This is a genomic window from Pseudomonas nitroreducens (genome assembly GCF_014204515.1).
Lineage (GTDB): Bacteria > Pseudomonadota > Gammaproteobacteria > Pseudomonadales > Pseudomonadaceae > Pseudomonas > Pseudomonas nitritireducens_A.
In genome coordinates this window covers 21977-34367 of record NZ_JACHLI010000052.1, presented here as the reverse complement: position 1 = coordinate 34367, position 12391 = coordinate 21977, and the positions used below count along the sequence as shown (strand labels likewise).

The 12391-nt window shown below is 66.5% G+C and carries 13 protein-coding genes; all 13 read left to right on the top strand.

The window, feature by feature from the left end; translation table 11 throughout:
• The first annotated feature begins 291 nt into the window (after positions 1-291).
• Entirely contained in the window at positions 292-888 is a 597-nt protein-coding gene (locus tag HNP46_RS33920) for a MarC family protein (RefSeq protein ID WP_184598123.1), read from the top strand.
• A 235-nt stretch (positions 889-1123) separates the two neighbouring features.
• Complete coding sequence (urtA, locus tag HNP46_RS33915; protein ID WP_184598120.1) at positions 1124-2392, top strand: urea ABC transporter substrate-binding protein; 1269 nt, start codon at positions 1124-1126, stop codon at positions 2390-2392.
• A 158-nt stretch (positions 2393-2550) separates the two neighbouring features.
• Entirely contained in the window at positions 2551-4137 is a 1587-nt protein-coding gene (urtB, locus tag HNP46_RS33910) for an urea ABC transporter permease subunit UrtB (RefSeq protein WP_184598110.1), read from the top strand.
• A complete protein-coding gene (gene urtC, locus HNP46_RS33905) occupies positions 4134-5213 on the top strand; it encodes an urea ABC transporter permease subunit UrtC (RefSeq protein ID WP_184598101.1) in 1080 nt (359 codons plus the stop codon). The genes urtB and urtC overlap by 4 nt, the downstream gene beginning before the upstream one ends.
• Positions 5210-6064, top strand: coding sequence for an urea ABC transporter ATP-binding protein UrtD (gene urtD, locus HNP46_RS33900; RefSeq protein WP_184598098.1), 855 nt, complete (start codon positions 5210-5212; stop codon positions 6062-6064). The genes urtC and urtD overlap by 4 nt, the downstream gene beginning before the upstream one ends.
• Before the next feature lie 150 nt (positions 6065-6214).
• Complete coding sequence (gene urtE, locus HNP46_RS33895) at positions 6215-6913, top strand: urea ABC transporter ATP-binding subunit UrtE (protein WP_184598095.1); 699 nt, start codon at positions 6215-6217, stop codon at positions 6911-6913.
• Positions 6914-7294: 381 nt separating this feature from the next.
• Entirely contained in the window at positions 7295-7747 is a 453-nt protein-coding gene (locus HNP46_RS33890) for a GNAT family N-acetyltransferase (RefSeq protein ID WP_184598092.1), read from the top strand.
• A 283-nt stretch (positions 7748-8030) separates the two neighbouring features.
• Positions 8031-8864 (top strand): urease accessory protein UreD, encoded by an 834-nt coding sequence (locus tag HNP46_RS33885; protein ID WP_184598090.1) that lies wholly within the window; start codon positions 8031-8033, stop codon positions 8862-8864.
• A gap of 1 nt (position 8865) precedes the next feature.
• Positions 8866-9168: an urease subunit gamma gene (gene ureA, locus HNP46_RS33880; RefSeq protein ID WP_184598087.1), complete on the top strand. Its 303-nt coding sequence runs from the start codon at positions 8866-8868 to the stop codon at positions 9166-9168.
• Between the two features lie 65 nt (positions 9169-9233).
• The gene (locus tag HNP46_RS33875) at positions 9234-9743 is read left to right on the top strand and encodes a GNAT family N-acetyltransferase (protein ID WP_184598084.1); all 510 of its coding nucleotides are present in this window, start codon (positions 9234-9236) and stop codon (positions 9741-9743) included.
• The gene (locus HNP46_RS33870; RefSeq protein ID WP_184598081.1) at positions 9743-10273 is read left to right on the top strand and encodes a GNAT family N-acetyltransferase; all 531 of its coding nucleotides are present in this window, start codon (positions 9743-9745) and stop codon (positions 10271-10273) included. Before HNP46_RS33875 ends, HNP46_RS33870 begins: the two co-directional genes overlap by 1 nt.
• Positions 10270-10575, top strand: coding sequence for an urease subunit beta (locus tag HNP46_RS33865; RefSeq protein ID WP_184598079.1), 306 nt, complete (start codon positions 10270-10272; stop codon positions 10573-10575). Before HNP46_RS33870 ends, HNP46_RS33865 begins: the two co-directional genes overlap by 4 nt.
• Before the next feature lie 112 nt (positions 10576-10687).
• Entirely contained in the window at positions 10688-12388 is a 1701-nt protein-coding gene (gene ureC, locus HNP46_RS33860; RefSeq protein WP_184598068.1) for an urease subunit alpha, read from the top strand.
• The last annotated feature ends 3 nt before the right edge of the window (positions 12389-12391 follow it).

The window sequence follows — 12391 nt, the reverse complement described above, 5'->3', positions numbered from 1 at the left end:
ATTCCTTATCGGCGCTTGTCGTGAGCGCGTGGGCGGGGGAAGTCTCCTACCGTCTGGCTTGCAGAAGCGGACTTTGTCCCTCCACCCCCGACAGGCTCCTACCCTAACGCCATACAAGCGGACTCCGTCCGCGATTGACGTCCGGCGCGATGCGGAATCGGTCGCGGACGGAGTCCGCTCCTACGTAACCCGATAGACCAACCGGGCATTTGCCCCGCCGCAATGCCGCCTGCGCCCTCACCCGCTATGCTTTGCCCTGCCGCGCCCACTCAATCCGGACGAGTCGTTCCCATGCAAGCGATGTTCAGCGTGTACCTGAAGATGCTGGTGCTCTACAGCCCGTTTTTCGTGCTGTCCTGCTTCATCAGCCTGAACCGCGGCTTCGCCCCGCGCGACCGCAAGCGCATGGCCTGGCGCGTGGCCCTGGCGGCGCTGATCGCCAGCGTGCTGCTGTACCTGTTCGGGCGTTACATCTTCACCCTGTTCGGCATCACCGCGGATGCCTTCCGCATCGGCGCCGGCAGCGTGCTGTTCATTTCCGCCCTGGGCATGGCCCAAGGGCGCTCGGCGGTGCAGGCGGACAACGTGCAGCAGGACGTCACCATCGTCCCGCTGACCATCCCCATCACCGTCGGCCCCGGCACCATCGGTGCGCTGCTGGTGATGGGGGTGAACCAGGACTGGGAGCACAAGCTGCTGGCCCTGGCGGCGATCTTCCTGGCCTGCCTGACCGTAGGGGTCACGCTGTATCTCTCCGACAAGATCGAGAAGGTCCTGGGCGAGCAGGGCCTGATGATCGTCAGCCGGCTGATGGGCCTGTTCGTCTGCGCCCTCGCCGCGCAGATCATCATGACCGGCGTGCGCGGGTACTTCGTCAGCCCCACCTGATGCGCAGCAATGGGGAGCGCCCCGCGGCAAAGCGGGTTCGGCGCACCAAAGCTGCGCACTGAAAAACCCTCCCTATACGACAGAAAATCGCGTGCAGACCGTCTGCGCCAAGGCTTTTGCCTGTTTGGCACGGATGCTGCGATGGCAGCTGCGACCCCGTCCGGGGTCGCCCCATTTCCGGGAAACTGCCGCACCGGCAGCTCCCCGCCCCTGGATAGCCAAGGAGGCTGCCGCGATGAAACGCCGTCCGCTGTTGAAAAGTACGCTGGCCATGAGCGCCCTGCTGCTCACCGGTCTGTTCCCGTTCAGCACCCAGGCTGCCGAGACCATCAAGGTCGGCATCCTGCATTCGCTGTCCGGCACCATGGCGATCTCCGAGACCTCGCTCAAGGACATGGCGCTGATGACCATCGACGAGATCAACGCCAAGGGCGGAGTGAACGGCAAGCAGCTCGAGGCGGTGGTGGTCGACCCGGCCTCCAACTGGCCGCTGTTCGCCGAGAAGGCGCGCCAGCTGCTGACCCAGGACAAGGTCGCGGTGGTCTTCGGCTGCTGGACCAGCGTGTCGCGCAAGTCGGTGCTGCCGGTGTTCGAGGAGCTCAACGGCCTGCTGTTCTACCCGGTGCAATACGAGGGCGAGGAAATGTCGCCCAACGTCTTCTACACCGGCGCCGCACCGAACCAGCAGGCGATCCCGGCGGTGGAATACCTGATGAGCGAGGACGGCGGCGCCGCCAAGCGCTTCTTCCTGCTGGGCACCGACTACGTCTACCCGCGTACCACCAACAAGATCCTGCGCGCCTTCCTGCACAGCAAGGGCGTGGCCGACAAGGACATCCAGGAGGTCTACACGCCGTTTGGCCACAGCGACTACCAGACCATCGTCGCCGACATCAAGAAATTCTCCGCCGGCGGCAAGACCGCAGTGATCTCCACCGTCAATGGCGACTCCAACGTGCCCTTCTACAAGGAACTGGCCAACCAGGGCCTGGAAGCCACCGAAGTACCGGTGGTGGCCTTCTCCGTGGGCGAGGAGGAACTGCGCGGCATCGACACCAAGCCGCTGGTGGGCAACCTCGCGGCATGGAACTACTTCGAGTCGGTGAAGAACCCGGAGAACAGCAAGTTCGTCGCCGACTGGAAGGCCTACGCCAAGGCGAAGAACCTGCCCAACTACAGCACCGCGGTGACCAACGACCCGATGGAGGCCACCTACGTCGGCATCCACATGTGGGCGCAGGCCGCGCAGAAGGCCGGCAGCACCGACGTCGACAAGGTCCGCGAGGCCATGGGCGGGCAGACCTTCAAGGCGCCGTCGGGCTTCACCCTGACCATGGATAAGACCAACCACCACCTGCACAAACCGGTGATGATCGGCGAGATCGAGGACAACGGTCAGTTCAACGTGGTCTGGAAGACCCCCGAGCCGATCCGCGCCCAGCCGTGGAGCCCGTTCATTCCGGGCAACGACAAGAAGCCGGATTACGCGGTGCGCGGTAACTGATCTCCCTGAGAGCGCCCTCACCCTAACCCTCTCCCAGAGGGAGAGGGGACCGGCCGGTGCGAGCGTCAGGTTCGCGCTCCGATCCGCTCTTCCCCCTCTCCCTCCGGGAGAGGGCCGGGGTGAGGGAATCCCAGACTCCAGCGTGCCGGGAACTGCCAATGCTCACTGCCCTGCCCCACCTGCTCCGCCTCTGCGCCCTCGCGCTGGCCCTGCTGTTGCCGCAGCTCGCCTTCGCCAGCCCCGCGCAGGACTTCGCCGGCGCCGACAACGACGCCCGCGCCAGACTGCTCGAACAATGGGCCGCCGCCCCCGACGCCGATCGCCTGCCGCTGCTGCAGGCCATCCAGTCCGGGCGCCTGGCGCTCGATGCGCAGAACCGCGCCTTCCTGCTCGGCGACGATGACCAGTACCACGCCGCCGACGGCAGCGCCGCGCCGGTCGGCGAGCCTGACAAGCTGCGCCTGAACAACCGCCTGCGCGGCCTGGTGAACACCGCCATGGCCAGCCACCAGTTGGTGGCCGACAGCGCCGACGTGCGCCTGGAAGCTGCGCGTCAATTGCAGAAAAGCGCCCGCCCGGCGCAACGCACGCTGCTCGAATACCGCCTCAACGAAGAATCCGACGACGCCGTCAAAGCCGCCCTGCAACTGGCCCTGGCCAACCTGCAACTGGCCGACCCGGCTCCGGCGGTGCGGCTGTCCGCCGTGCGCCTGCTGGGAGAATCCGGCGATCCGCAGGCACGTACCCGGCTGGAAAACCTCCTCGACCCCACCGTCGAACCCGACGACTCGGTACGCACCGCCGCCGCCACCAGCCTCGGCCAGGTCAAGCGCCGGCTGCTGGTCGGCGACCTGTTCGGCCAGGCCTTCAGCGGCCTGTCGCTGGGCTCGATCCTGCTGCTCGCGGCCCTCGGCCTGGCGATCACCTACGGGCTGCTGGGGGTGATCAACATGGCCCACGGCGAGATGCTGATGCTCGGCGCCTACTCCACCTATGTGGTGCAGTTGCTCTGCCAGCGTTTCGCACCGGGAATTCTGGAGCTGTACCCGCTGCTGGCGCTGCCGGTGGCCTTCCTGGTCACCGCGTGCATCGGCATGGCCCTGGAGCGCACGGTGATCCGCCATCTCTACGGCCGCCCGCTGGAAACCCTGCTCGCCACCTGGGGCATCAGCCTGGTGCTGATCCAGCTGGTGCGCGTACTGTTCGGCGCGCAGAACGTCGAGGTGGCCAACCCGGCGTGGCTGTCCGGCGGCATCCAGGTGCTGCCCAACCTCGTGCTGCCATGGAACCGCATCGTCATCATTGGCTTCGCGCTGTTCGTGCTGGCGCTGACCTGGCTGCTGCTCAACCGCACGCGCCTCGGCCTGAACGTCCGCGCCGTCACCCAGAACCGCAACATGGCGGCCTGCTGCGGCGTGCCCACCGGCCGCGTGGACATGCTCGCCTTCGGCCTCGGCTCGGGCATCGCCGGCCTGGGCGGGGTGGCGCTGTCGCAGGTCGGCAACGTCGGTCCGGACCTGGGCCAGAGCTACATCATCGACTCGTTCCTCGTCGTGGTGCTCGGTGGCGTCGGCCAGCTCGCCGGCAGCGTGCTCGCCGCCTTCGGCCTGGGCGTGGCGAACAAGATCCTCGAACCGCAGATCGGCGCGGTGCTGGGCAAGATCCTGATCCTCGCGCTGATCATCCTGTTCATCCAGAAACGTCCGCAGGGGCTCTTCGCTCTGAAAGGGAGGGTCATCGATTGAACCAGCCACTCACCGTGACGGCCGCGCAGAAGGCCGGCCCGAAACTCACCGCCAGCCTGGTCGGCACCGTGCTGGTCGCGCTGCTGATCCTGCCGCTGCTGCATCTGTTGCCGGAGAGCAATCCACTGCACCTGTCCGCCTACGGCCTGACGCTCACCGGCAAGATCCTCTGCTACGCCATCGTCGCCCTGGCGCTGGACCTGGTCTGGGGCTATGCAGGCCTGCTGTCCCTGGGCCACGGGCTGTTCTTCGCCCTGGGCGGCTACGCCATGGGCATGTACCTGATGCGCGAGGCGGCCGGCAACCAGTTGCCGGCGTTCATGACCTTCCTCTCCTGGACCGAGCTGCCCTGGTACTGGGCCGGCACCCAGCACTTCCTCTGGGCGCTGTGCCTGGTGGTGCTGGCGCCCGGCCTGCTGGCCCTGGTGTTCGGCTTCTTCGCCTTCCGCTCGCGGATCAAGGGCGTGTACTTCTCGATCATGACCCAGGCGCTGACCTTCGCCGGCATGCTGCTGTTCTTCCGCAACGAGACAGGTTTCGGCGGCAACAACGGCTTCACCAACTTCCGCAGCATCCTGGGCTTTTCCATTACCGCACCGGGCACCCGTGCGGCGCTGTTCATCGCCATCGTCCTGCTGCTGGCGGCGAGCCTGGCCATCGGCTTCGCCCTGGCGCGCAGCAAGTTCGGCCGAGTGCTCACCGCGCTACGTGACGCGGAAAACCGCCTGATGTTCTGCGGCTACGACCCGCGCGGCTACAAGCTGTTCGTCTGGACCCTGAGCGCTGTGCTCTGCGGCCTGGCCGGCGCGCTGTTCGTGCCGCTGGTAGGCATCATCAACCCCAGCGAAATGTCGCCGACCAACTCCATCGAAGCCGCCGTCTGGGTCGCCCTGGGCGGGCGTGGCACGCTGATCGGCCCGCTGCTGGGCGCCGGCGTGGTGAACGGCGCGAAGAGCTGGTTCACCGTGGCCTTCCCCGAGTACTGGCTGTTCTTCCTTGGCGCGCTGTTCATCGTCGTCACCCTGTACCTGCCGCGCGGCATCCTTGGCCTGATCAAGCGGGAGAAAGAGCAATGAGAGCAGTACCCCACCTGATGCTGGAACCGGCCTATGACCCCAACCGCGATCCGGGCGCCAGCCGCGATGCCATCGGCATCGGCTCGAGCGCCAGCGGCCAGCTGGACGTGCGCCACGGCACCATCCTGACCCTGGAAGACATCAACGTCAGCTTCGATGGCTTTCGCGCCCTGCGCGACCTGACGCTGTACATCGGCGTTGGCGAACTGCGCTGCATCATCGGGCCAAACGGCGCGGGCAAGACCACGCTGATGGACGTGATCACCGGCAAGACCCGCCCGGACAACGGCAAGGCGTTCTTCGGCGAGACCCTCGACCTCACCCGCATGAGCGAGGTGGAGATCGCCCAGGCCGGCATCGGCCGCAAGTTCCAGAAACCCACGGTGTTCGAGGCGCTCAGCGTGTTCGAGAACCTGGAGCTCGCGCAGAAGACCGACAAGTCGGTGTGGGCCAGCCTGCGGGCGAAGCTCTCCGGCGCGCAGAAGGACCGCATCGAGGAAGTACTCAGCACCATCCGCCTGCGCGAGTCGCGCAACCGCCCCGCCGGGCTGCTCTCCCACGGGCAGAAGCAGTTCCTGGAGATCGGCATGCTGCTGGTGCAGGAGCCGCAACTCCTGCTGCTGGACGAGCCGGTGGCGGGCATGACCGACGCCGAAACCGAGTTCACCGCCGAGCTGTTCAAGTCCCTCGCCGGCCAGCACTCGCTGATGGTGGTGGAGCACGACATGGGCTTCGTCGGCAGCATCGCCGACCATGTCAGCGTGCTGCACCAGGGGCATGTGCTGGCCGAGGGTTCACTGGAGGACGTGCAGGCGAACGAGCAGGTGATCGAGGTTTATCTGGGGCGCTGACGCTCGCTGCACAGCATGGGTATCGCTGCGCTCCACCCATCCTACGTACAAGGTTAGCCGTGAGGCACGGCGTAGGTTGGCGTGGAGCGCAGCGATACCCAACAGCTCTCGAAGCGCGCCAAGCGCCCATGGACATCAAGGAACAAACCCATGCTGCAAGTCGACAAACTGCACCAGTACTACGGCGGCAGCCACATCCTGCGTGGCCTGTCGTTCGACGCGAAGATCGGCGAGGTCACCTGCCTGCTCGGGCGCAACGGCGTGGGCAAGACCACCCTGCTGCGCTGCCTGATGGGCCTGGTGCCCGCCAAGGACGGCAAGGTCAGCTGGGAGGGCAAGCCGATCACCGGTTTCAAGCCGCATCAGCGCGTGCACGCCGGCATCGCCTACGTGCCCCAGGGTCGGGAAATCTTTCCGCGTCTCACCGTGGAGGAAAACCTGCTGATGGGCCTGTCGCGCTTCCGCGCCGGCGAGGCCAAGGCGGTGCCCGAGCACATCTACGAACTCTTTCCGGTGCTGCGCGAGATGAAGCAGCGCCGGGGCGGTGACCTCTCCGGCGGCCAGCAGCAACAGCTGGCCATCGGCCGAGCACTGGCCAGCAAGCCGCGCCTGCTGATCCTCGACGAGCCCACCGAAGGCATTCAGCCCTCGGTGATCAAGGAGATCGGCGCGGTGATCAGGAAGCTCGCCGAACGCGGCGACATGGCCATCCTGCTGGTGGAGCAGTTCTACGACTTCGCCGCCGAGCTGGCTGACCAGTACCTGGTGATGTCCCGCGGCGAAATCGTCCAGCAGGGCCGTGGCGCGGACATGGAAAACGACGGCGTGCGCGGTCTGGTGGCGATCTGAGCCGGTACCCCGCGTAGGGCGCATAAAGCGGCACGCTTTATCCGCCATTGCTGCCTCGTGGAGGTGAGGATCGGCGGATAACGCCCGGGGCGTTATGCGCCCTACGGGGTTGGCTGCTGTGCCCGGGCTTCCCCCCCTCACCCCAGCCCTCTCCCTCAGGGAGAGGGGCAGACTGTGCCGGCTGACGCCATGGTTTCATCCTGCTCCATACGGCCCCCTCTCCCTTGGGAGAGGGCTGGGGTGAGGGGCGGCCCGAGCGGAGAAGTATCGTGCAGGAGGCTGCTCGCGAACCGCCCGTACCCCGAGACGACCTGTCACTGGCGAACAACGCCGGCCGATGGCAAGCTGCCAGGCCCCGTACTGTTTTTTCCGGAGTTCGTCATGCCCCTCGTCCTGCGCCCCGCCGTCAACGATGACGCCGGTTTCGCCGCAGTCTGCGTGGCTGCCGCCTACGCCCAGTGGATTCCCAAGCTCGGCCGCAAGCCGGGGCCGATGCTGGATGACTACCACGCGATCATCGCCGAAGACCGCGTGCTGATCGCCGAGCAGGACGGCGCGCCGGTGGGCCTGCTGGTGATGCGTGAAACCGACGAGGGCTTCCTGCTCGACAACATCGCCGTGCTGCCCGAATGCGCCGGCCAGGGCATCGGCCGCGAACTGCTGATCCACGCCGAAGCCACCGCCACCCAGCTGGGCTTCAGCTCGCTGTACCTCTACACCAACGAACGCATGGTGGAGAACATCGAGCTGTACGCGAAGAACGGCTACCAGGAATACGCACGCAAGGTGGAGAACGGCTTCCGCCGGGTGTACATGCGCAAGCAGCTGGGCTGAGGCCCGGCTCTTGTAGGAGCGGATTCATCCGCGATCATGCCTGCCGCCGCGCGGGGGCGAAGCTATCGCGGACAGAGTCCGCTCCTACGCACCGATTGGGTGCACTCATGCGGGCGATGCACCGCAAAAGCGCCCTTACCTGACCGATCGGACAATCCCGCTTTTCCGCTCCGATCCCCCGCCCGCCTGATCTTCCCGTCGTCGACAACGACCAGCGCACTATCCTGGCGCGCCCGGCACGCTGATTGCTCTGTCCTGTGCATCCCTGGTTTCGCAGCTGCCCATGAACGCACCGGCCACCCTCTTCCACCCCGCCTGGCACGCCGAGCTGGAACTCGCCTACGCGCGCAGCGGCGACAGCACGCGGCCGCTCACCCGGCGCCATCTGGGGCCGCTGCGGGTGCAGAAACACCTGTACGCGGAAGGGCCGCAGGTCTGCCAGCACATCGTCGTGCACCCGCCCGGCGGCATCGCTGGCGGTGACACACTGAAGCTGGATATCCACGCCGGCGCGGACAGCTGGGCGCAACTCACCAGCCCTGGCGCGGCCAAGTGGTACCGCGCCAACTGCCCGGCCACGCAGCAGCTGGCTATCCGCGTCGCTCCCGGCGCCACGCTGGAATGGCTGCCGCAGGAAACCATCGTCTACTCCGGCGCCCAGACCGAGCTGACCACCCGCATCGACCTCGAAGCCGACGCCCGCCTGTTCTACTGGGACGTGGTCGCCCTCGGCCGCCCGGCCAGCGGCGAGCGTTTCGACGACGGCCACTTCAGCGCCGCCCTGGACATCCGCCGCGACGGCCAGCGCCTGTGGCACGAACGCCAGCGCGTAACGGGTAACGACGGCCTGCTCGACTCGCCCATCGGCCTCGCCGGCTACCCGGTGATGGCGACGCTGATCGCCAGCGGGCAGATCGACGCGACGCTGATCGAAGCCTGCCGCGCCATCCCCTGCCAGGGGCGCGGCAACCTCACCCAACTGCCCGGCCTGGTGGTCGCCCGCTGCCTCGCCCATGAGGCGCTGCACGCCCGCGCCTGGCTCATCGAACTGTGGCGCCGGCTGCGGCCCGCGCTGCTCGGCCGCGAAGCCGTTCCACCAAGAATTTGGAGCACCTGAGATGGACCTGACTCCCCGCGAGAAGGACAAGCTGCTGATCTTCACCGCCGGCCTGGTCGCCGAGCGCCGCCTCGCCCGAGGTGTGAAGCTCAACTACCCGGAGGCCGTGGCGCTGATCTCCGCCGCGCTGCTCGAAGGCGCGCGGGATGGCCAGACGGTCGCCGACCTGATGCACTACGGCACCACGCTGCTGTCCCGCGATCAGGTGATGGAAGGCGTGCCGGAAATGATCCCGGAAATCCAGGTGGAAGCCACCTTCCCGGACGGCACCAAGCTGGTCACCGTGCACCAGCCGATCGCCTGATCTACAAGATGAAATCGGCGGATAAAGCGTCCCGCTTCATCCGCCCTACGAAACAAGGAACCGCCATGCACATCCGCGACGCCAGCCAAGCCGACCTCGGCAGTCTGCGCGACATCTACAACGACGCCGTGCTCAATACCACCGCCATCTGGAACGAGGTCGCCATCGACCTGGAGAACCGCCGCGCCTGGCTTGAGCTGCGCGCGCAGCAGGGCTTCCCGGTGATCGTGGCCGAAGACGGCGGCGAGGTGGTGGGCTACGCCAGCTACGGCCCGTGGCGCGCCTTCGACGGCTTTCGCGAGACGGTCGAACACTCGGTCTACGTGCGTGCCGACCAGCGCGGCAAGGGTCTCGGCCCGCTGCTGATGCAGGCGCTGATCGAGCGCGCCCGTGCCCAGGGCCTGCACGTGATGGTCGCGGCCATCGAGAGCGGCAACAGCGCATCGATCCGCCTGCACGAGCGCCTCGGCTTCATCACCAGCGGACAGATGCCCCAGGTGGGCCAGAAGTTCGGCCGCTGGCTGGACCTGACCTTCATGCAACTGATCCTCGACCCGGAGCGGAGCGCCCCCTGATGCTGACAATCACGCGACTCTGCGCTCAAGACCTTTACCCCCACCGAACATGCTTGCGCGAGTTGCTGTTCGATGCCGTGGAAAACGGTGCTTCGGTTGGCTTTCTGTTCGACCTTGATGAGGCCCACGCAAGTCGCTATTTCGATCAGGTACAGGCCGCCATGCAGGAGGGCGAGCAGCAGGTCTGGCTAGCACTCGAAAACGGCCAAGTAGTGGGCAGCGTGCAATTGAACCTGTGCCGTAAGCCCAATGGCCTTAATCGCGCCGAAGTGCAAAAGCTACTGGTGCACAGCAAGGCGCGCCGACGCGGCATCGCTCGGGAGTTGATGCAGTGTCTGGAGTTGGAAGCCAAGGAGCTCAAGCGAGGCCTGCTCTACCTGGATACCGAGGCTGGCAGCGAAGCGGAGTCCTTTTACCGGACGCTGGGGTACACCCATGCCGGCAATCTTCCCGATTACGCCTGTAGTCCGGACGGCACTTATCGCGCCACTGCCATCTACTACAAGACACTTTCAAAGGCTCAACCATGATCCCTGGCGAATACGACATCCAGAGCGGCGAGATTGAACTCAACGTCGGCCGCCGCACGCTCGCCCTGACGGTGGCCAATAGCGGAGATCGGCCGATCCAGGTCGGCTCGCACTACCACTTCTTCGAGACCAACGATGCCCTGCTGTTCGATCGCGATGCGGCACGCGGCATGCGCCTGAACATCCCCGCCGGCACCGCGGTGCGCTTCGAGCCGGGGCAGAGCCGCGAGGTGGAGCTGGTGGAACTGGCGGGCGAGCGGAAGGTGTATGGATTTGCGGGGCGGGTGATGGGGGCGCTGTAGGAGTCATGGCTACAGGCGGCAGGCTTCAGGCTGCAGGCCACGAGCAACCAGAACCAATGCTTTTACCTGAGGCCTGCAGCCTGAAGCCTGCCGCCCAAAAAGAGGATCGAGTATGAAGATCAGCCGCCAGGCGTATGCCGACATGTTCGGCCCCACCGTCGGTGACCGCGTGCGCCTGGCCGATACCGGCCTGTGGATCGAGGTCGAGAAGGACTTCACCGTCTACGGCGAGGAAGTGAAATTCGGCGGCGGCAAGGTCATCCGCGACGGCATGGGCCAGGGCCAGCTGTGCGCGGCCCAGGTGGTCGACACGGTAATCACCAACGCGCTGATCCTCGACCACTGGGGCATCGTCAAGGCTGACGTCGGCCTCAAGCACGGGCGCATCGCCGCCATCGGCAAGGCCGGCAATCCGGACATCCAGCCGAATGTCACCATCGCCCTGGGCGCCAGCACCGAAGTGATCGCTGGCGAAGGCATGATCCTCACCGCCGGCGGCATCGACACGCACATCCACTTCATCTGCCCGCAGCAGATCGAAGAGGCGCTGATGAGCGGGGTGACCACCATGATCGGCGGCGGCACCGGGCCGGCCACCGGCACCAATGCCACCACCTGCACTTCCGGGCCGTGGCACATGGCGCGCATGCTCCAGGCAGCCGACGCCTTCCCGATGAACATCGGCTTCACCGGCAAGGGCAACGCCAGCCTGCCGCTGCCGCTGGAAGAGCAGGTGCGCGCCGGCGCCATCGGCCTGAAGCTGCACGAGGACTGGGGCACCACCCCGGCGGCCATCGACAACTGCCTGTCGGTGGCCGACCGCCTCGACGTGCAGGTGGCGATCCATACCGACACCCTCAACGAATCCGGCTTCGTCGAAACCACCCTGGCCGCCTTCAAGGGCCGCACCATCCACACCTACCACACCGAGGGCGCCGGCGGCGGCCACGCGCCGGACATCATCAAGGCCTGCGGCTTCGCCAACGTGCTGCCCAGCTCGACCAACCCGACCCGGCCCTTCACCCGCAACACCATCGACGAGCACCTGGACATGCTCATGGTCTGCCACCACCTGGACCCGAGCATCGCCGAGGACGTGGCCTTCGCCGAGTCACGCATCCGCCGCGAGACCATCGCCGCCGAAGACATCCTCCACGATCTCGGCGCCTTCAGCATGATCAGCTCCGACAGCCAGGCCATGGGCCGTGTCGGCGAGGTAATCACGCGCACCTGGCAGACCGCCGACAAGATGAAGCAGCAGCGCGGCGCGCTGCCCGGCGACGGCGCGCGCAACGACAACTTCCGCGCCAAGCGCTACATCGCCAAGTACACCATCAACCCGGCGATCACCCACGGCGTGGCCCATGAAGTGGGCAGCATCGAAGTGGGCAAGCTGGCCGACCTGGTGCTCTGGCGCCCGGCCTTCTTCGGCGTGAAGCCGAGCCTGATCCTCAAGGGCGGGGCCATCGCCGCCAGCCTGATGGGCGACGCCAACGCCTCGATCCCGACGCCACAGCCGGTGCACTACCGGCCGATGTTCGCCAGCTTCGGTGGCAGCCGCCATGCCACCTGCCTGACCTTTATCAGCCAATCCGCGTTCGAGAGCGGCGTGCACCACGAACTGGGCCTGCACAAGACCATCGGCGTGGTGAAGGGCTGCCGCAGCGTGCAGAAGACCGATCTGATCCACAACGCCTACCTGCCGCACATCGAGGTCGATGCGCAGAACTACCAGGTGCGCGCGGACGGAGAGTTGCTCTGGTGTGAGCCGGCGCAGGTGCTGCCGATGGCGCAGCGCTATTTCCTCTTCTGACCG

What these genes read in the sequence shown, in the direction of transcription:
- urtE (WP_184598095.1), top strand. Translation starts at nt 6,215, where the DNA reads ATGCTGCAAGTCGACAAACTGCACCAGTACTACGGCGGCAGCCACATC.
- ureC (WP_184598068.1), top strand. Translation starts at nt 10,688, where the DNA reads ATGAAGATCAGCCGCCAGGCGTATGCCGACATGTTCGGCCCCACCGTC.
- HNP46_RS33920 (WP_184598123.1), top strand. Translation starts at nt 292, where the DNA reads ATGCAAGCGATGTTCAGCGTGTACCTGAAGATGCTGGTGCTCTACAGC.
- urtA (WP_184598120.1), top strand. Translation starts at nt 1,124, where the DNA reads ATGAAACGCCGTCCGCTGTTGAAAAGTACGCTGGCCATGAGCGCCCTG.
- HNP46_RS33875 (WP_184598084.1), top strand. Translation starts at nt 9,234, where the DNA reads ATGCACATCCGCGACGCCAGCCAAGCCGACCTCGGCAGTCTGCGCGAC.
- urtB (WP_184598110.1), top strand. Translation starts at nt 2,551, where the DNA reads ATGCTCACTGCCCTGCCCCACCTGCTCCGCCTCTGCGCCCTCGCGCTG.
- HNP46_RS33885 (WP_184598090.1), top strand. Translation starts at nt 8,031, where the DNA reads ATGAACGCACCGGCCACCCTCTTCCACCCCGCCTGGCACGCCGAGCTG.
- HNP46_RS33865 (WP_184598079.1), top strand. Translation starts at nt 10,270, where the DNA reads ATGATCCCTGGCGAATACGACATCCAGAGCGGCGAGATTGAACTCAAC.
- urtD (WP_184598098.1), top strand. Translation starts at nt 5,210, where the DNA reads ATGAGAGCAGTACCCCACCTGATGCTGGAACCGGCCTATGACCCCAAC.
- ureA (WP_184598087.1), top strand. Translation starts at nt 8,866, where the DNA reads ATGGACCTGACTCCCCGCGAGAAGGACAAGCTGCTGATCTTCACCGCC.
- HNP46_RS33870 (WP_184598081.1), top strand. Translation starts at nt 9,743, where the DNA reads ATGCTGACAATCACGCGACTCTGCGCTCAAGACCTTTACCCCCACCGA.
- HNP46_RS33890 (WP_184598092.1), top strand. Translation starts at nt 7,295, where the DNA reads ATGCCCCTCGTCCTGCGCCCCGCCGTCAACGATGACGCCGGTTTCGCC.